The sequence below is a fragment of the Micromonospora qiuiae genome, from assembly GCF_016863555.1.
GTDB classification, from domain to species: domain Bacteria; phylum Actinomycetota; class Actinomycetes; order Mycobacteriales; family Micromonosporaceae; genus Micromonospora; species Micromonospora qiuiae.
In genome coordinates this window covers 41,706-60,684 of the sequence record NZ_BOPC01000048.1, presented here as the reverse complement: position 1 = coordinate 60,684, position 18,979 = coordinate 41,706, and the positions used below count along the sequence as shown (strand labels likewise).

Genomic DNA, 18,979 nt, shown 5'->3' with positions numbered 1-18,979 from the left:
TCTACCGAGCGCTGGCCGACATGACGCGGCGGCGGATCATGGACGAGCTCGCCCGCGCCGACGGGCTGAGCCTGTTCGAGATCCATAACCGCTTGTTCGCCGAGCATGGCACCACCTCGACCCGACAGGCGATCTCCCAGCACCTGGCCGTACTGGAACAGGCTGGCCTGGTCTGGTCCGAACGGGTCGGCCGCACCAAGATCCATCATCTCGACACCGCACCACTGCGCTCGATCATCGAGCGGTGGCCATTGAGCGAATAGGAGAACGCACGTGAGTACCCCACCGACCCCGGACGAGAAGGACGCGCAGGGCCGCAAGATCGGCCTCTGGACCGACCCGGACCCGCACGGCGGTGTGATGGTTGGCGAGTATGTCGAGGGCGAGCGGCAGGGCACCTGGCGGCACTTCTTCGCCGACGGCAGGTTGCGCGCGGAGGGTGGCTTCGACAACGGGACCGTGCACGGCGAGTGGGTGTGGTATCGCTCGTCCGGCGGAATCATGCAGCGGGGTGGATTCGACCACGGAAGCAAGCACGGCACCTGGACGAGGTGGAACGCCGCCGGTGACATGATCGACCGGGGTGACTACGACAGCGACAAGAAGGTCGGTGAGTGGACGACCTTCAACCCTGACGGCACGGTGAAACGCACGGTGACCCACCGCGCCCGCCGCTGACGGTCGGTATCGCGCGGGGCGGTGGGCCTGATCATCCCCGGGACTGGTCCAGGTACGTCTCGATCCGGTCGGCTGCCGCCGGCGGGCCACCGGCCGTCAGGATCTCGTGTCGCATCCGATCGACCCGCTCGCGCAGCGCCGTGTCGTCGTGGAACCGTTGCACGGTAGCCCGGATGGTCGCCGGCTCGACCTGCTCCGGCGTCAGTTCGTAGCCGAGCCCCAGCTCGACGACGCGGCGCGCCGACGGTGCGGCCTCGGTCGCGAAGTGCGGCACCAGGACCAGCGGTACGCCGGCTGCCAGGGATTCCAGCACGGCACCGGTCGTACCGTGGGTGACGCAGGCGTCCGCGTGCGGCAGGACCTCGTGGAACGGGATCCACGGATGGGCCTCCGCGTTCGGCGGCAATGGCTCCAGAACGGTGGGGTCGAGGAAGGTGCCGATCGCCAGCACCGTCTGCCACCGGGTGCCGGCGAACGCCTCGGCGCAGGTCCGGAAGAACTCGGGATGTTCGTTGAACTGGTTGCCGAGTGACACCAGGATCACCGGAGTGTCCGGAGTGGGGGGCTGCCAGCCGGTGCGTACCGGCCGATCGGTCAGCGTCGGCCCGACGAAGGCGAAACGGTCGTCGTCGAAGGTTTCCGAGAAGGGCTGGAAGGACCTCGGCAGGAACGTGATGTTGAGGTCCTCGATCTCGTTCCAGAATTGTCGGACCGGGGTGTGCACCCCGTAGCGGGCGAGCAGATCGACGATCACGCGGTTGACCTCCGGCACGTCCGCGGGGTGGCGCTGACCGTGGCTCTTCCACAGTTCCTCGAAGAAGGAGTAGTGCTCGTTGGCGGTGAAACCGGCGCTGAGGCGGACGGCCGGACGACGCCACCGGGTCGCCAGCAATCGGCCGGCGATGAACGGGAAGACGTCGTAGACCACGAGATCTGGGATGTCGTCGCCGAGCCCGTCTTCGGCGGCGCGCAGGATCGCCTCGTTCTCCCGGACGTACACCAGGTGCAACTGGGTTTCCGCGTCCGCCTTGGTGACGGCGTCGGGTACGTGGAAAGTGTCGAACTCGGACTTGTACGGCACCACGGTGGCGCCGGCCGCGGTCACGACGTCGGCGAAGAGCGGGGTGGTGACGTAGCTGATCCGGTGGCCACGCCGAACCAACTCGCTCACCAGGCCGAGCGAGGGGTAGATGTGTCCGTGTCCCTGGACGTTGGCGAAGAGAATGTGCCGCTGGTGCATCTGCTCACTCCCGCGATCCGACGATGAGCTTTCAATGTATATAGCTGCCGCGCCGGGCGGACCAGCCCTTGAAACTGTCCTGGACATAGACGGCAAGCTCAGAGACACGCGCCGACGACAAGGCCCCTAAGGTGGTTGTACAGGGCTTCCAGTGTGGAGTAGAGGACTCATGACACCTGCCGCGGGAACCAGATCGTCCGGCCTGATCTCACCCCTGAACGACCGATACCACCGGATCGCGCTTGCGATCTATATGGTGGTGGTGGTGGCGCACTGGGCGGAACACCTCGTGCAGGCCTACCAGATCTGGGTGCTCGGTTGGGCGCGGCCGGAGGCACGCGGCGTGCTGGGGATGCCGTTCCCCTGGCTGGTCAGCTCCGAGTGGATGCACTACGGGTACGCCATCCTGATGTTGGTCGGGCTCTTTCTGCTGCGGCCGGGCTTCACCGGCCGCGCGAAGGCGTGGTGGACGGTGGCCCTCGCCCTGCAGTTCTGGCACCACATCGAGCACGCGCTGTTGCTGATCCAGGCGAACAGCAGTTTCCGGATCGCCGGCGAGGAAGGGCCGGTCAGCATCCTGCAACTGGTGGTGCCCCGGGTGGAACTGCACCTGTTCTACAACTCGGTCGTCTTCATCCCGATGCTGCTCGCGATGTACCTGCACCTGCGTCCCAACGCGACCGAGAGGGCGGCCATGCGCTGCTCGTGCGCCGGTCGCCTGGTCAACCCGCGTCAGCCGGCCGCAGTCGCCGGGCGCTGATCGGGTTGGGATGTCCACCACCGGTCGCATCTACGCCGGCGCCGCCATCTGCCTGGCGGCGCTGGTGGCCGTGCTGATGCTGGTCGGCCGGGCCGGCACCGACGCGGAAGCGGGGCGGGCGGTCGAGGTGCTCGCGATGGAACCGGCCGATGGAGCGGTCCTGCCGGACCAGCCGACCACGGTACGCATCCGGGTCGCCGGTGAGCCCGACCCCGGTCGCTCGCACATCGTGGTCTACGACGCCGATGGGATCCGGTTGAACGTCGGGTCGGTCGTGCTCGACGCCGACGACGGTCTGCGGCAGCACATCGCCGTGACCCGGCCCGGTCAACTCGCGGTGGCCTACCACGTGGTGACCGCCAACGGGGGTACCGTCTCGGGTATCGCCCGCTTCACCGTCGGCTCTTCAGACGCTGCGGCGCCCGCCGCGCCGGCGGACACGACCGACGACGCGGCCCACACCCACGGGGTGGACCCGATGGGTGCCGCCCTGCTCGCGCTGGACGGCCTCGTGCTGCTCGTCGTGGTGGTGCTGCTCCTGCGCCGCCGGACGCGTGACGTCGCCTGACGTTCCGCCGCCGGGCATCCGCCGCCGCGTTCTGCTGTGCCCAGGCGGGCCGGCACGACTCGTGACGTCGCCCCGGTACAGATGGGACATTGCGTGAGTTCTGGCTGCTAAGGTCCTCGGGTGTCGCCGGATCGAATCCGGTGTGAGGATGCACCCGCAGGAAGGCCACGAGGGCAATGAGCAGGATCTTCGACGGGCTCCAGGACACCGACCGCGAGTTGCGGGAACACCCGAACGGCATGAGCATCCTGGTGCTCCGGCGCAGCTACGACGCCTCCCCTGAGGAGGTGTGGGACGCCATCACCGACCCGCAGCGCCTGGTGCGCTGGTTCCTGCCCATCGCCGGTGACCTCCGGGCCGGTGGGCGTTTCCAGTTGGAGGGCAACGCCGGCGGCGAGATCCGCCGGTGCGAGCGCCCCCGCCTGATCGGCCTGACCTGGGAGTCGGGCGGTGGCAGCAGCGAGGTGCAGCTACGGCTCACCCCGGACGGCGAGTCCACCGTGCTGGAGCTGGAGCACGCTCCGGTGCCGGCGGACATCGTGCCGAACGCCGGTCCCGGCGTCTGGGGGCTGGGCGCGGGCTGGGAGATGGGTCTGCTGGCCTTGAGGGACTACCTGGCCGGCGAACTGCCCGAGGGACGGGCGGTCGACTGGATCGCCGCCGCCGGACCCGAGCAGATGGCGGCGGCCACGGCGACGGCCGATCGGATCGGCGGCGTGTGGGAGAAGTTGGTCACCGGACGGCCCTGACCGGGCACTTCCCGATGCCGTGAGTACGCTGCGGGCCGCTGCGGAACGGGGCCCGGACACGGACTGGCCAGCTCGAAGCCGCCGGGGTCGCCCGATACCCGCTCGGATCACCAGGCGACCGGTAGGGCGTACAACCCGAAGATGTTGCTGTCCTCCTTGAGGGGCAGGTCTGAGACCTCCGCCGTCAGCCTTAGGCCGGGCAGCCGCCGGAACAGGCGGCTGAGTGCGACCTCCAGTTCCAACCGAGCGAGATGCTGACCTGGGCAGACGTGCCGGCCGTAGCCGAAGGCGAGGTGTGCACGGGCGTCCCGGTCCGGGTCGAACTCGTCGGCGTCTTCGAACACCGCCGGATCACGGTTCGCTGCTTGCCCCAGCGCCACCACCCCCTCGCCGGCCCTGATGGTCACCCCGCCGATCGTGACATCGGCGGTGGCGGTGCGGGCCGTCGCCGCCTCGACCACGGTGAAATACCGCAGCAGTTCCTCCACGGCGGCCGGGAACCGCTCCGGCTCGGCGCGTAGCCGGGCCAGCCGGGCCGGATGAGTGAGCAGGGCCAGCACGCTCAACGCGATCATGTTGGAGGTGGTGACGTGCCCGGCGACCAGCAGCACGAAAGCCATGCTGACCACGGCCTCGTGGTCCACACCACCGGCACCGCGCTGCCGGTACAGCAGCCGGCTGAGCAGGTCGTCGCCGGGACGGCGCTCCTTGTCTGTAACCACCACGTCGAGAAGGTCGCGGATCTCCCGGGCGCAGCGGGCGCGTTCGTCGGCCGGCGCGCTCCGGCGGAACATCAGCGTCGAACGTTGTTCGAAGAACTCGTGCTCGCCGTAGGGCACGCCGAGCACCTCACAGATCACCTGTGATGGCACCGGGTAGGCGAACGCCGACACCAGGTCGGCACCGGGTGCGGCGGCGGCCAACGCGTCGAGATGGGTGTCGACCACCCGTTCGACCATCGCCCGTAACTGCCGGACCCGGCGCACGGAGAACTCGTCGATGATCTGTCGCCGGACGATGGCATGCTCCGGCGGGTCCAGCCAGTTCATCGGTGGACGGAAGTTCGCGAACGACGCCTGCCGCTGGCTTTCCGTGGTCGGCGCGAACTTCGGGAAGCCGGGTCGACGTCGGTCCGCGCTCATCCGGGGATTGCTGAGCACGTGCCGGACGTCAGCGTGCCGGGAGACCACCCAGGCCGTGTCACCGCCGAGCATCGGCAGTCGGACGACCGGGTGCTCGGCGCGTAGTCGCGCGTACTCGGCAGGTGGGCTGAAGGGGCAGCGCCGAGGCAGCGGAAACGCGTCGATGCCCGGATCGGTCGGCCCGGACGACCCCGACGCGCCGGGGTGGTCGCCGGTCGGCGGATTCTGGTACCCACTCATGCCAGCGCCCGCAGGCAGAGCAGCAGGCTACGCGCCTCGATGTTGACCTGGTAGCTGAACGCGGTCATGGCGGTGAGCTGGCGCAGGGTCACCCAGGTGAAGTCCGGTGGGGTCGTGGCCGGGAACTCCGGGCCCACCTCCACCACCAGGTGCCGCGTCACCGCGTGGTGGAACCGTCCACCCTCCTCGGACTGGAGGACGTCGTAGTGCACCTGGACCTGGTCGGAGCAGACGAGGTCCAGGTAGGCAGGGCGGTTTGCGCCGGTGAAGTTGTTTGGAGTGCACTGCACAGTCGGGCCCAGCTCCACGATGTCCCGGTAGCCGGGTCGTAGGTCGGCGTGGGCGAGCACGTGCAGGACGCCGCCGAGACGCCGGACGACGAAGGCGACCAGACCGGTGCCGCAGGGGGCCAGGAGTGGCTGCCGCCACTGGGTCACCTCCCGGTTACTGGCCCGCACGGCACGCCCGACGATCCGGAAGAACCGGCCGGAGCGGTGCCGGATGTCGACATCGCCGCGGTGCCAGTCGCGTACCTGCCGCAGTGGCACCTGGTGAGCCACCAGGGTCCGGCCGGCCTTGTTGGCGGTCAACCAGTTGCGGACCTGGAGCAACGGCTGCCACGCCGCGTCGTCGTCAGCCAGCGAGGAGCGCGCTACGGCGGCGGCGATGCCCGAATCGGCGGGGTCGGCCGCGACCGCGTGGCCGGGCAGGCAGGACAGCACGGTACGGGCGTCCATGTTGACCAGGTTGGGTCGGTGCAGCAGGTCGTGGATCTGGCCGAGGGTGAGCCACACGTAGTCCGGGTGCGGTTCGATGTCGTCGGTCACCTCGACGAGGATGTTGCGGTTGCGCTTGCCGCGGAACCACGAGCCCTGCTCCGACTGGAGCACGTCCACCAGCACTCGTCCACGCCCGGGTTCCAGGAAGTACTCCACGTATCGGGATCGTGCTCCTCGGTGTGTCCGCAAGTAGTTGCTGGGGGTGGACTGCACGGTGGGGGAGAACTGGATGCCGTTGATGTTGCCCGGCTCCATCTTGGCTTGAAGAAGGAAGTGCAGCACGCCGTCGATCTCACGGGCCAGGATGCCGAGGATGGCCCGGTCCGGCTGGTGGATGATCGGCTGCCACCATTCGTCGACCGGCCCACCGTCGGTGCGTACGTGCAGGCCCTCGACACTGAAGAACCGGCCGCTGTCATGCACCAGATCACCGCTGTGCGGCGCGAACGACCACCCGGTCAGCTCGGCGAACGGCACCTCGGTGATCTCGAAGGGGTTGGCCCGCGCCCGCGCGTCCAGCCAGGCCTCCAGGTCGGCGACCGGACGCGGGCGGTGTCGTGCCGATCGGGCCAGCCGGGCGACGAGGTGGTCCCGGTCGGTGTGCCCCGGACGAGGTCGGGCTTCTGTGTGCGGCAGGACCATGACTACTCCAAAGGTTGACCTGGTGGGTGACGGCGACCCGACCGGCCGAAGGGTCACCCCCCGGCCAGAGGCGGAACGATGGCCACCGTGCTGTCGGCGGGGGCGGCAACCCTGGATCGGTCGGTGGCCTTGACGAGGTCGCCGTCGAGGTAGACGTTGTAGTAGGTCAGCGGCTCACCGTCGTCGTCGAGCAGCCGGCGCCGGTAGTGCGGGTAGGACTCGACGAACTCCCGGATGACGTCGCGGACGGTGCCTTCGTGGCACGCGAACGTCTTCTGCCCGCGGTGGGCCCAGCCCGCCGACAGCAGCACCGTGACCATTTGCTACCTCCCGTGGTGTTCGGCGCCGGACTCGGGTGGGTCGTCGGCGCAGCGGAAGCCGAGGGCGAAGTTGGACCAGCCGGTGGGATCTCCGTAGAGCCGCTCCGCGCACCGGACCTGGTAGCGGAAGTTCATCCAGGAGCCGCCCCGGATCGCCCGGAACCGGCCCATCACCAGGTGGATGGTGGGGTCGCAGCGGGTCTCGGGCGCGTACAGGTGGGCGGTGGTGGAGGTCCACTCGTACACGTTGCCCGTCATGTCGGCGCAGCCGTCGGGGCTGTCGCCGTGCGGTGAGAACGCGCCAACCGGTGTGGTCTGCGGCACCGGCCCCTGCGCGTTGTGGATCCTCGACCACCACTGCCGCCACTCGTCGAGCCCGCGGAGGCTGCCGCCGGTCCACTCGGCGGTGTTGGCCCGGGTCGGGTCCCAGGTGTCGCCCCAGGGCCAGAGCCGGTACGCCCGCCCGGTCGCCGCCCGTTCCCACTCCGACTCGGTCGGTAGCCGCTTGCCCGCCCACGTCGCGTATGCCTCGGCGTCGGGGTACGAGATGTGCACGACCGGGTGCTCGCCGCGGTTGCGGACGCCACTGCCGTAGCCGGCAGGACGGTGCCAACACGCGCCCTCGCGGATTTCCCAATAGTCGCTGTAGACCATGCTGCCGCCGGCCCGCTCGGCCGAGGTCACGTACCCGGTGCGGGCGACGAAGTCGGCGAACTCGGCGACGGTCACCGGGTACCGGTCGATGAGGTAGTCGCGCAGGGTCACCGGTCGCTGCGGCGTCTCGTCGGTGAACCAGTCCCGGGGGAAGGCCTGCCCCTCGGCCTCCAGCCAGTCCAACGTCCGCTCCGGCGAACCCTGGAGGAAGGTGCCACCGGGAATGCGAACCATTTTGGCGTGGGCCGGCGGGGCGGTGGGCCCGGTGGTGTGCAGGTCACCCATGCTGGTCATGGCTGCGTTCCGTTCGGCACTGGCACCGGCGTCGCCTCCAGCACACACATCACGCTCGGTGCCGGGCAGGGTGCGACGGACTCCAGCTGGAAACCCGCCGCGCGCAGCAGCTCCCGGAACTCGGCCACGGTGCGTTCCCGCCCGCCGTGGCACACCATCATGTTCAGGTCGTTCATGACCACCTGAGCGACGCTCGGGCTGGTGCTGACGGTCGGTGGCATGACGGACTCCACGAGCAGGATCCGGCTGTCCGGCCGGGTCGCTCGGTGGACGGTATGCAGCACTGCCACGCACTGGTCGTCGTCCCAGTCGTGCAGGACGCTCTTGAGCAGGTAGGCGTCCGCGCCCGACGGCACCGACCGGAAGAAGTCCCCGGCCCGGACCTCGCACCGGTCGGCCACGCCCTGCGCGGCGAGCGTGCGCGCGGCGTCGGCCACGCCGTCGGGGGTGTCGAAGACCGTCCCCCGCAGCCGCGGGTGCGCGGCGAGGACCCCGGCGAGCAGATCCCCACTGCCACCGCCGACGTCCACCACGGTTTCCAGGTCGGAGAAGTCGTACGCGGACAACAACGTCGGCACGAACGCCCGGGATCCCTCCGCCATGGCCGCGTTGAACGCCGCCTGCCGCCGGGGGTTCGCGGCGAGGTAGGCGAAACAGCTCTGCCCGTGCGCATGCTCCCAGGCCACCTCGCCGGTGCGGACGCTGTGTTCGAGCTGCCCCCAGGCGGCCCAGCTCTCCGGCCCGGAGAGCAGCAGCACCAGTTCCCGCATCGATCCGATGGCGTCCGACCGCAACAACTCGCCCTGTTCGGTGAGGACGAAGATGCCGGGCTCCGGCTCCTCCAGCACCTCCAGGAACACCAGCGCCCGCAGTAACCGTCGCAGCGACGGTGCGTGTGTGTCGGTGGCCTCGGCCAGCGCGGCGACGTCGGCCTTGCCGTCGGCGAGCAGGTCCGGTATCCGCAGCCGGGCGGCGACGTGCAGCGTCTGGGCGGTGAAGAACCCGTAGACCAGGTGTTGCATCCGGTGCCGCAGCCCGGGCTGGGGATTGCTCGTGGTCGGTGCCATGCGGTCCTCCGGTGGGGCGCGTCCGGTGGGTCAGCGGGCGGCCGCCCCGGCCGGCTGCGGCGGGGCGGCGATCAACTCGGTCAGTTCGGCCGCGATCGCCGTGATGGTCGGTTGCTGCCAGAACAGCGAGGCCGGCAGCACCTGGCGGTACGTCTTCTCCAGCCGCCGCCGCACGATGACGGTCATCACCGAGTCCATGCCCTGCTGCACGAGGGGCAGGCGCGGGTCCAGTGACTCGACGGGGAGTTTCATCTCTGCGGCGATCGCGGCGCGCACCTCGTCGATCAGGCGTTCGCGCAATTCGTCCGGGTCCATCGCGGACAGCGACCCGCCGGACGCTCCGGACTGGTCGGTCGGTACGTCCGGAGCGTCCGGCACCACCGGGTAGCGCAAGCCGGCGAGCTGCGCGACGATCGTGCCGTCGGGCGCGCTGACCAGGGCCGAGGCGGTGTCCTCGCGGGCGGCGTCGCGAATCACGTCGATCACCGCGACCATCGGCGGTGCGCCGGCCATCTCGACCCACTCGGCGCCGTCGACCAGGCGCAGTCGGGGCGGACCGGGGAAGACGACCGGTGCGATGGAGACGGCCGCGTCGACGATCGCCGCCCAGCCGCCGGCCGCCTCCGGGAAGCGGACCCGCGCCCGCAGGCCGCCTTTGGCGATGATCAGACGGTCCACCGTCCAGGGGAAGGCAGTGGCCGGCACTCCCACGGCGGTCAGGTGGGCTCCGATCAGACCGACGTCGGCGACCACACCGCCGGCCGGCGGTGTGGCCACGGCGCCGTCGACCGGGCCGGTCGCCGGCACGGCCAGGGCGGTGGCATGGGTCAGCCACGGTGCCGGGTCGCCGTTGGCCGGTCGGGAGGCGAGCCGCAGTTGGCCTTCGTCGTCGACCACCTGGATCTCCTGGCGCAGGTGGGTGGCGAGCGGGACCCGCATCGACAGCTCCCGCAACGCCACGGGAGCACCTTCGCGGTCGGCGGCGGCGAGGAACGTGGCGACGAACACCGCCGCCGGCACGAGTTCCGCGCCCTGCACCTGATGGCTGCCCGGGTACGGGCGGGTGGCGTCGGTGAGCACGGTGTGCCAGAGGCGTAGCTCGCTGCCGGCCACACTGGTCGGGGTGCCGAGCAGCGTGTGCGACCCGATGTCGTGCCCACCTGCGCTGCCCGATGGCTCGGGCTCACGCCAGTGCTGGCGGTGCTGCCAGGCGTAGTGGGGCAGGTCGACGAGCCGGCCCTGCGGGTAGCGGCGCGTCCAGTCGACCTCGACCCCGTGGCAGTACGCCCCGGCGACTGCCGCCGCCATGGTGCGGTGGCCGGGGGCGTGCCGCCGCAAGGTGGTGCCGATGTACACGTCGGCGATGTCGGCGTGGTCGGCGGTCTCCCGCAGCGAGTGGGCGACCACCGGGTGCGCGGAGATCTCAAGGAAGACGCGATGTCCGTCGGCGAGGGCGGCCTCGACCGCCTGGACCAGGCGTACCGGGCGACGGAGGTTGGCCGCCCAGTAGTCACCGTCGCATGTGGGCGTCGCGCATGGGTCGTCGAGCACCGTCGAGTACATCGGCACCACGGCCGGCGCCCGGGCCAGGTCGAGCACCGCGGCGCGCAACTCGTCGACGAGCGGGTCCATGTGCGGGCTGTGGAAGGCCACATCGGACTGCACCCGGCGAACGGCGATCCGGTCCGCCGGCCACTGCTCGATGATCTCGTCCACTGCGCCGATGTCGCCGGAGACCACCGTGGCGGCGGGGGCGGAGGCGATGGCCGCGACCAGGTTGGCCCGGCCGGCCAGCCGTTCGGCGACGTCGGCGAAGGGCAGGGTCACCATGGCCATCGCGCCCCGCCCGGCGGCGCGGCGCAGCAGGGCGGAGCGACGGCAGATCAGTCGGGCACCGTCGACCGGGCTCAGCATTCCGGCGGTGACGGCGGCGGCCACCTCGCCGACCGAGTGGCCGATGACCGCCGCCGGTCGCACCCCGTACGCCCGCCACAGGGCGGCGAGACCGAGGTGCATGGCGAAGGTCAGGATCTGGATCCGGTCGACGCCGCCCAGTTCCGTAGCGCCGAGGGCGGTGCGGAGCGAGAAGCCCGCCTCCTCGGCGACCACCGGTTCGATCTCGTCGATCGCGGCGGCGAACGCCGGTTCGTGGCTGAGCAGGTCGCGGCCCATTCCGGCCCAGTGCGAGCCGTGCCCGGAGAACACCCACACCGGGCGCGCGGAGCGGCCGCCCGGTGCGACCCCGGACACGGTGCCGGCGTCTGTCTGGTCGTCGGCGAGTTGGCGCAGCGCGGCGGTCAGGTCGCCGCGGTCGGTGCCGGTGACCACGGCGCGGTGGCTCAGGTGGGCGCGTCGGTGTGCCAGGGTGTGCCGGATGTCGGCCAGGCTCGCCCGGTCGTCGGCGGCGAGCCGGTCGGCGAGCCGGCCGGCCTGTGCCCGAAGGGCAGCGGCGGAGCGGGCGGACAGCGGCACCATGGGCTGACCTTCGTCGTCGTCCGCAGTGTCGGTCGACGGCAGGGGCGGGGCTTGTTCCAGGAGTACGTGGGCGATGGTGCCGCCGTACCCGAAGCCGGAGACGGCGGCCCGGCGAGGCCCGTCCCGACGGGGCCAGGGCAGCGGGCTGGTGACCAGTCGCAACCCCGTGCCGTCGCCATCGACCGCGGGAATCGACCGGCCGCGCAGCGGGGTGCCGGGAATCTGGCCCCGGTGCAGCGCGAGGATCGCCTTCATCAGTCCGGCGACGCCGGCCGCGCCCTCCAGGTGGCCGATGTTCGATTTGATGGACCCGATCAGGCAGGGCCGTTCCGGCGGCCGGCCGGTGCCGTAGACCGCGGAGAGCGCGCCGGCCTCGACCGGGTCGCCCAGTCGGGTGCCGGTGCCGTGTGCCTCCACGTAGTCGACGCTGTCGGGTGTGACGCCGGCGCGGGCGCAGGCGCGGCGTACGACGTGCTGCTGGGCCTCCCCGGAGGGCGCCATGATGCCGTCGGTGCGTCCGTCCTGGTTGACCGCGCTGCCGATGATCACGGCCAGCACCCGGTCGCCGTCCCGGACCGCGTCGTCGAGTCGCTTGAGCACCAGGACACCGCAGCCCTCACCTCGGCCGTAGCCGTCGGCGTCGCGGTCGAAGGACTTGCTGACCCCGTCGGGCGCGAGCGTGCCGGCGGCGTTCAGCGACACGTTCTGTCCGGGCGCGAGCACCAGGTTGACGCCGCCGGCCAGGGCGACGGTGCTCTCGCCGAGCAGCAGGCTCTGGCAGGCCAGGTGGACCGCGACCAGCGACGCCGAACAGGCGGTGTCGACGGCGACACTCGGTCCGCGCAGGTCCAGGGCGTACGAGATGCGGTTGGCCAGTGCGCAGGTGGCCGCGCCGATGCCGGTCCACGCCTCGACGGTGGGCAGGTCCTCCAGGAGCCGGTCGCCGTAGTCGGTGGTGCTGACTCCGATGAAGACGCCGGTGTCGCTGCCGGCCAGCCCGGTCGGTGGCAGGCCGGCGTGTTCCAGGGCTTCCCAGCCGACCTCCAGCAGGATCCGTTGCTGCGGATCCATCTCGGCGGCCTCGCGGGGGGTCAGGCCGAAGAACTCGGCGTCGAAGCCGGCGATGTCGTCGAGGTAGCTGCCGGCGGTGACCGTTTCCCGCAGGACCGCCTCGTACTCCGGGCCTCGCTCGCGGTACGCCCGCCAGCGCTGGGTGGGGATCTCTCCGCTGGTCTGGCCGCCCTTGAGCAGTAGTTCCCAGAGGGCGTCGGGGCTGTCGACGTCGCCGGGCAGCCGGCAGCCGACACCGACGACGGCCACCTGGAAGGGGCGGCCGGCAGGGTCATCCCGGGTCATCGTCGTACCTCCGTGGGTCGGGTGGCGGCTTCCGGCCGGTCACAGACCGTCGGGCGTGTGCAGGATGCGCAGCACGGCTGCGGTGAACTCGACGCCGGGGCCCATCGCGAGCCAGAGCATGTGGTCACCGGCCGTCAGCTCGCCGGTACGCAGCAGGTGGTGCAGGGCGAGGAGGTGGTCGCTGGCGCCGCAGTGGCCGATCATGCGGCCGAAGTCGAAGGTGGACTTCTCCATGCCGAGGCCGAGTGGTGCCATGCAGCGCTGCTCCACCACCTCACGGGAGTAGTTCATGAAGGAGACGCGGGTCAGATCGGTGGTGTCGATGCCGGCTTCGGAGAGTGCCTGCTCGGCCACGGTCGTCATGGTCTCCTGGGCCTCGCCGAGCACGGCGAGCACGGGCGTCTGCTCGGTGATGTGGTAGAAGAGCCGCGCGCCGAAGTCGAGATCCTTGCCGAGGGTCGCGCCGGGCGGGAACAGCGGCTCGCCGCCGCGGTGGACCTCCTCGGCCTCCGGCACGGTGATCGAGCAGACCGACAGCAGCTCGGCGAAGCCGCTCTCGGTGCTCAGCACCACAGCCGAGGCGGCGTCGCCGAGGATGAACCCGAGGTTGGTCCGCCAGCGGTCCAACAGCGGGGTCCCGTAGTTGTCGGCGGCCACCAGCATCGCGGCGGTGCGTTCGGGCACGGCCTTGAGGTAGCTCGCGGCCAGTTCCAGCATGGTGAACATGCCGTTGCAGCCCTGCCGGATCTCGCTCGCCCGGGGCACGCCGCCGAGCAGGTAGTGCTGGAGGTACGCGTGGGCGATCCAGCCTTCGGGGCCCTGGTGCCAGGCGGCGGCGTAGAGCAGCAGGTCGATGTCGCCACGATTCAGCTCGCTGGTTTTCAGGGCGTCCTGTGCGGCGCGGAGGGCCATCTCCGGCGCGGGTAGGTCTCCGGCGACGGCGGCGCCGCCGAGCTTGTGGGTCTCGATGTCCTCCTCGGGATACCAGCCCTGGGCGACGGCGTGTTCGACGGTCACGGTCTCAGGAAGGTAGGCCCCGATTCCACGAATGTACGTTCCGGCGGTGCGCATCGAGTTCACTCCTCGGGGCGAACGATCTTCAGGATTTTCTACTTTAACAATATATAGCGCTTGATGTTGGGGTCAATGCTCGTTGATCGCGTCGGGGCCGAGGCTCTCGTCCCCGCGGATCAGCCCGGAGAGCAGCGACACGAAGGAGATCTTGGGAGGCAGGCTGCGGTCGGGATCAACGATGGCCTGGGCTCGCAGGTGCAGCTCCTCCTTGCCGTGCGCGCCGTCATAGAAGAACCGGACCAACTCCAGCAGCGAGCCCAGGAAGTCCCGGTACCGGTCCTCGTAGTCCTTCATGACGTGCCGTTCCTTGTCCGGTGCGGTCAGCGTCTCGTGGATCGCCTTCGCGACACTGCTCGCGCCGCGCATGGCCAGGGTCACCCCGGAGGCGAGCAACGGGTCGATGAACGCGGCCGCGTCGCCGACCAGGACCCAGCCCGGGCCGGAGAACTGCTGGCAGGCGTACGACCAGTCGCGCGCGGCGCGATAGATGTCCACCCGCTTCGCGCCCGCGGTGAGCCAGGAGACCTCGGACGATTCCGCGATTTGCTTTTCCAGCAACTGCTCCGGCGGCATCCCGGAGGACACCAGCAGGTCGCTGGTCGTGACGTAGCCGATGCCGGTCAGCTCCGGGCTCAGCGGCAGGTACCAGAGCCAGCCCTGCCGGCGGCTCTCGGTCAGCAGGTCACCCTCGTGCTCACCCGGGTAGCGCAGGCCACCCTGCCAGTAGCTCCACACGGCCACGTTGCGCAGGTCGTCGTACCAGTCGACCAGCCCGAGCCGGCGGCCCAACCAGCGATGCTGGCCCGAGGCGTCCACCACCATCGTCGCCCGCGCCGGTACGGAGTCCGACTCGCCCTTGAGCTGATAGCGCACGCCTGCGATCCGGTCGCCGTCGGTCAGCACGTCCCGGACGGTCGCCCCCTCGACGACTTGCACGCCCAGTTCCCGCGCCCGGTCCAGCAGCATCGCGTCGAACTCGGCGCGCCGGACCTGCCAGGCGTACTCGTAGCGGCCACCACGGACCTCTCGGAAGCGGAACGACCACGGTTCGGTCTGGTTCTCGCCCCACAGCAGACTGCCGCCGTACTTGACCTGGAACCGCAGCTCGGCCATGCGGTCGAGCAGCCCCAACGCGGTCAGCGTCGGAATGATGCCGGTGATCAGCGACTCGCCGATGTGGTAGCGGGGAAACTTCTCGCGCTCCAGCAACAGGATCCGGTGCCCCTCGAGCGCGAGAAGCCCGGCGGTGCACGCCCCCGCGGGGCCGCCACCGACGACGATGACGTCGTACTCGGCAACGAGTTGTCTCATGGCACCTGCTCCTCCTGCTCGCGTACGTCGGACCGCCGGCGGGGCTCAGCCGGCCGGCATGAACGCGACCGGCAGCCTCGCGAGACCGCGGAACATCGTTCGAGGTTGGTAGGCCAGTTCGTTCGGGCTGGTGGCCAGGCGCAGGTCCGGCAGCGTGGCCATGGCGCCGAGAGCGGTGCGCAGCTGAAGTCGGGCCAGGTACGCCCCGAGGCAGTAGCGCATGCCCGCCCCGAAGGACATCGACGGGACGGGGTCGCGGCGGATGTCGAACTCGTCGGGCCGGTCGTACCGCCCGGGGTCCCGGTTGGCCGCGCCGGCGAGGACCACCACGATGTCGTCGCGGCGTAGCCGCCGGCCGTGCAACTCGACGTCGGCGGTCAACTGCCGGGTGTTCGACTGCACCGCCGGGTCGAAGCGTAGGCATTCCTCGACCGCCTGTGGTACGAGGCGCGGCCGTCGGCGCACCAGCTCCAACTGTTCCGGGTGGTGCAGGAGGCTGAGCAGGCCGTTGCCGAGCTGGCTGGCCACTGTCTCGTGACCGGTGAAGATGAAGGTGACCACGGTGCTGACGATCTCGTTACGGCTCATCAGCCTGCTGCGGTGGGCGGCGAGCATCAGGGCCAGCAGGTCCGCACCGTCGTCGCGCCGCTCGGCCAGCGCCCGCTCGACGTAGTCGGTGAACTCGGCGATGGCCGCGTGCCCCCGCCGCATGTCCTCGGCGGTGGCGCCCCGGTCCAGCGTCCGGCCCACCGCACGCGACCAGCAGCCGACCGCGTCGGCGTCGTCAGCCGGCAGGCCGAGCAGCCCGAGCACCGCACGCAGTGCCAGCGGATACGCCAGATCGGCCACGACATCCATCGCGCCCAGGGCCCGCGCCGGGCGCAGCAGATCGTCGACGGTGGCCTCGATCATCGGCTCCAGGCGGCGCAACGCCGATGGGGAGAAGGCCGGGCCGACCACCCCGCGTAGCCGGCCGTGGTCCGGCTCGTCCTGGAACAGGATGATGTCGCCGACGATCTGGCTGAGCAGGCCGGGCCCGACCAGGTCGGTCCAGAATCGGCGGATGCCGGTACGGGCGAACCGTTCGTCGCCGAGTACCGCGCGGACGTCGGCGAAACGCGAGACGTACCAGACCTGGTGGGCACCCCGGTGCACCGGATCGTGTCGGAGCAGCCAGTGGTACGACGGGTACGGGTCGCGCTGGACGTCGACGGCGGTCGGATCGAACGCGGTCACGGCATCGGCCAACACGAGGTTTTCCCTCCGGTGGCTGGTCACGCCCTCCGCCGGACGGGCCGGCGGGCGGCGTGAGCCGGCTCAGTTTCGACACGCTCGACGAGGCGCCGTACCGTCTCCGCCGGCGTGGGCAGCGCCCGCATCTCGTCGCGGACCTCACGCGCCGCCGCGCGCATCGATTCGTCCCCGATCAGCCGCCGCAGCAGGTCAGCGTCGACCTTGTCGGCGGTGCTCACCAGGCCGATGCCGCGTCGGCTGACCGCCTCCCGTGCGGTGTGCTGGAACTGGTCGCGGGGGTCGGGGGCGAGCAACTGCGGCAGACCTGCGTCGATCGCGGTCATCACCGTGCCGCCACCGCCGTGGTGCACCACGGCCGTGCAGGTCCGCAGCAGCGTGTGCAGTGGGGTCCAGCCGACCGCACGCATGTTCGGCGGCAGCTTGCCCAACGGGGTGATGTCGAGGTCGCCGAGCGCCAGCACGAAGTCGGCGTCCACCTCGGCGGCGGCGGCGATGATGGGCGCCACCGCGCCGATGCCGAACGCCTGGAGTTCGATGGTGCCCATCGTGATGGCCACCACCGGGCGGCGGGCCGGGGGCGCCGGCAGCCGGTCGCCGAGGACCGCCCCACCGCCGTACGGCACCCAGCGCATGAACCAGCCCTCCGGCTCGGCCTCCAGCAGCAGGCTCGGCGGGAACGACTCGATCGTCACGCTCGGCTTGGGCAGGGTGACCTGGTGCTTCTCCATCAGGTCGGTCAGGAAGGAGGCGATCGAGACGTGCATGCCCCGGGTGCGCCAGGCGCTCTGGTTGCGTTGGACGGCGGGCACTCCGGCGCGCGCGGCGGCGAGCAGCCCGACGGTCGCGCCCTGCTCGTAGACGACCAGGTCGGGCTTGAAGTCGTCGGCGAGGGCGATGGTGCGGTCCACCAGCGGCCGGTTGACCGCGGCGATCTGCACACCCCACTCCTCCAGGTCGATGGCGGGGCGGGTGGCGACCGTCTCGGCGAACCGCGGGTTGTCCTTAGCCACCTGCTCGAAGACCTTGACCGCGCTGTAGTCCGGGGCCACATCCACCACCTCCAGACCGGCGGCGGCGGCCTTCTGGGCGTGTTCGGCCAGCGCGATGACCACGTCGTGGCCGGCGGTGCGGAAACCCCAGGCGAGATGGATCAGGGGGAAGAGGTGACCGATACCGGGGGAGGAGACGAACAGGACGCGCATGTCGGTGCCCTTCGGGTCGGGTGGCGGCTGGCGTGGTTCACCAGCCGGATCTGATCGTTTCGACGACGTGGGAACGGTCCTCCCCGGTGAGCCACCAGCCCACGGGGATGTAGACCACCCGGTCGGCCACCGAGTCCAGGCCGGGCAGGTGGACTCGTGACGACGCCACGCAGCTGTGCGCGTCGTTGCGGCGGGAGATGACGCTGCTGGCGATGCCGGCCTCGTGCAGCCGGCGCATGAAGGCGGGGCGGTCGCGCACCTTCAGGGGGTACACCCAGAACGAGGGCTCCCGGTCGTCGGCGCGTTCGGTGTGTTCGACGCCGTCGAGACCGGTCAACTCCTTGTCGTAGTAGGCGGCGTTCTCACGGTGCCGGCGCAGCAGATCGTCGACGTGCTCCAGGTTGGACAGGCCGATCGCGCCACCGATCTCGTTGAGGACGAACCGGTAACCCCATTCGGTCACGTCGTACTCGCCGGTGATCCGGTCCGAGGCTCGCTCGATGCCCAGCCACCGGCGGAGCCGCAGCCGCTCGTGCAGGTCGTCGTCGGGTAGCACCACCAGTCCGCCACTGCCGGTGGTGAGGGTCTTGATCGCGCCGGTGCTGAACACGCAGATGTTGCCGTGCGTGCCGAGCGGGTTGCCCCGGTAGGTGGCCCCCCACGCCTGCGCGCAGTCCTCGATGATCAGGGGCCGGTGACCGTACCTGGCTGCGGCCTGGTCCACCACGGCGGAGAGCCGGTTGAGGTCCACGGGGTATCCGAGCCAGTGCACGACCACGATGGCCCGGGTGGCCGGTGAGATCTTGGCCGCCAGATCGTCGAGGTCGACGTTGAGCGTCGCCGGGTCGACATCGACCCAGCGCACCCGCAGCCCGTTGGCGAGGGCTGGCCAGTTGGTGCCCTCGAAGGTCAGGGGGGTGCTCAGCACCTCACCCGGATCGGCCCGATCGGCTTCACCGGGCCCGGGGCGGGCGGCGAGGCTGAGGGCCAGGTGCAGTCCGGCGGTGCCGCAGTTGACCGACACGACGCGGGGGTTGCCGATGCGTTCGCCGACTGCCGCCTCGTACTCGGCCACGGTCGGCCCGTGCTCCAGACGTCCGCTGTGCAGCACGGCGGAGACGCGTCGGCCGACGTCCGGTGACATGGCGACCTTGGACAACGGGATCATCGCGCC

Annotated in this window: 17 protein-coding genes; 5 read left to right on the top strand and 12 right to left on the bottom strand. The window is 70.7% G+C overall.

Annotated elements, in window-relative coordinates:
• The first annotated feature begins 20 nt into the window (after window positions 1-20).
• Together Vqi01_RS17965 and Vqi01_RS17960 are read left to right on the top strand one after the other, a co-directional pair.
• Window positions 21-263 (top strand): ArsR/SmtB family transcription factor, encoded by a 243-nt coding sequence (locus tag Vqi01_RS17965; protein WP_204035971.1) that lies wholly within the window; start codon window positions 21-23, stop codon window positions 261-263.
• Window positions 264-273: 10 nt separating this feature from the next.
• The gene (locus Vqi01_RS17960; RefSeq protein WP_204035957.1) at window positions 274-678 is read left to right on the top strand and encodes a toxin-antitoxin system YwqK family antitoxin; all 405 of its coding nucleotides are present in this window, start codon (window positions 274-276) and stop codon (window positions 676-678) included.
• 31 nt (window positions 679-709) lie between these two features.
• On the opposite strand, the gene Vqi01_RS17955 is transcribed toward Vqi01_RS17960, so the two are convergent.
• Window positions 710-1,918, bottom strand: coding sequence for a macrolide family glycosyltransferase (locus Vqi01_RS17955; RefSeq protein WP_204035956.1), 1,209 nt, complete (start codon window positions 1,916-1,918; stop codon window positions 710-712).
• 169 nt (window positions 1,919-2,087) lie between these two features.
• Here Vqi01_RS17955 and Vqi01_RS17950 point away from each other — a divergent pair, with 169 nt between their 5' ends.
• From Vqi01_RS17950 to Vqi01_RS17940, 3 genes are all read left to right on the top strand, one after another.
• Complete coding sequence (locus tag Vqi01_RS17950; protein WP_239098473.1) at window positions 2,088-2,678, top strand: hypothetical protein; 591 nt, start codon at window positions 2,088-2,090, stop codon at window positions 2,676-2,678.
• A 10-nt stretch (window positions 2,679-2,688) separates the two neighbouring features.
• On the top strand, window positions 2,689-3,246 hold the full coding sequence (locus Vqi01_RS17945) for a copper resistance CopC family protein (RefSeq protein WP_204035955.1): 558 nt from the start codon (window positions 2,689-2,691) through the stop codon (window positions 3,244-3,246).
• Window positions 3,247-3,422: 176 nt separating this feature from the next.
• A complete protein-coding gene (locus tag Vqi01_RS17940) occupies window positions 3,423-3,995 on the top strand; it encodes an SRPBCC family protein (protein ID WP_204035954.1) in 573 nt (190 codons plus the stop codon).
• Window positions 3,996-4,102: 107 nt separating this feature from the next.
• Here Vqi01_RS17940 and Vqi01_RS17935 read toward each other — a convergent pair whose 3' ends face one another.
• From Vqi01_RS17935 to Vqi01_RS17885, 11 genes are all read right to left on the bottom strand, one after another.
• Window positions 4,103-5,377 (bottom strand): cytochrome P450, encoded by a 1,275-nt coding sequence (locus tag Vqi01_RS17935; protein ID WP_204035953.1) that lies wholly within the window; start codon window positions 5,375-5,377, stop codon window positions 4,103-4,105.
• A complete protein-coding gene (locus Vqi01_RS17930) occupies window positions 5,374-6,798 on the bottom strand; it encodes an NDP-hexose 2,3-dehydratase family protein (RefSeq protein WP_204035952.1) in 1,425 nt (474 codons plus the stop codon). The genes Vqi01_RS17935 and Vqi01_RS17930 overlap by 4 nt, the downstream gene beginning before the upstream one ends.
• A gap of 53 nt (window positions 6,799-6,851) precedes the next feature.
• A complete protein-coding gene (locus tag Vqi01_RS17925) occupies window positions 6,852-7,118 on the bottom strand; it encodes a MoaD/ThiS family protein (RefSeq protein WP_189046940.1) in 267 nt (88 codons plus the stop codon).
• A 3-nt stretch (window positions 7,119-7,121) separates the two neighbouring features.
• Window positions 7,122-8,066, bottom strand: coding sequence for a formylglycine-generating enzyme family protein (locus Vqi01_RS17920; protein WP_204035951.1), 945 nt, complete (start codon window positions 8,064-8,066; stop codon window positions 7,122-7,124).
• A complete protein-coding gene (locus tag Vqi01_RS17915; protein ID WP_204035950.1) occupies window positions 8,063-9,133 on the bottom strand; it encodes a methyltransferase in 1,071 nt (356 codons plus the stop codon). The genes Vqi01_RS17920 and Vqi01_RS17915 overlap by 4 nt, the downstream gene beginning before the upstream one ends.
• Before the next feature lie 30 nt (window positions 9,134-9,163).
• Window positions 9,164-12,964, bottom strand: a complete 3,801-nt coding sequence (locus tag Vqi01_RS17910; protein WP_204035949.1) for a type I polyketide synthase — start codon at window positions 12,962-12,964, stop codon at window positions 9,164-9,166.
• Window positions 12,965-13,003: 39 nt separating this feature from the next.
• A complete protein-coding gene (locus Vqi01_RS17905; protein WP_204035948.1) occupies window positions 13,004-14,035 on the bottom strand; it encodes a ketoacyl-ACP synthase III family protein in 1,032 nt (343 codons plus the stop codon).
• A 72-nt stretch (window positions 14,036-14,107) separates the two neighbouring features.
• Window positions 14,108-15,349: an NAD(P)/FAD-dependent oxidoreductase gene (locus Vqi01_RS17900; protein ID WP_204035947.1), complete on the bottom strand. Its 1,242-nt coding sequence runs from the start codon at window positions 15,347-15,349 to the stop codon at window positions 14,108-14,110.
• Window positions 15,350-15,394: 45 nt separating this feature from the next.
• Window positions 15,395-16,600: a cytochrome P450 gene (locus tag Vqi01_RS17895; RefSeq protein WP_204035946.1), complete on the bottom strand. Its 1,206-nt coding sequence runs from the start codon at window positions 16,598-16,600 to the stop codon at window positions 15,395-15,397.
• Between the two features lie 23 nt (window positions 16,601-16,623).
• Window positions 16,624-17,805 carry a nucleotide disphospho-sugar-binding domain-containing protein gene (locus tag Vqi01_RS17890; RefSeq protein ID WP_204035945.1) on the bottom strand — a complete coding sequence of 394 codons (1,182 nt, stop codon included), beginning with the start codon at window positions 17,803-17,805 and terminating at the stop codon, window positions 16,624-16,626.
• 37 nt (window positions 17,806-17,842) lie between these two features.
• Entirely contained in the window at window positions 17,843-18,973 is a 1,131-nt protein-coding gene (locus tag Vqi01_RS17885) for a DegT/DnrJ/EryC1/StrS family aminotransferase (protein WP_204035944.1), read from the bottom strand.
• Window positions 18,974-18,979: the final 6 nt, after the last annotated feature.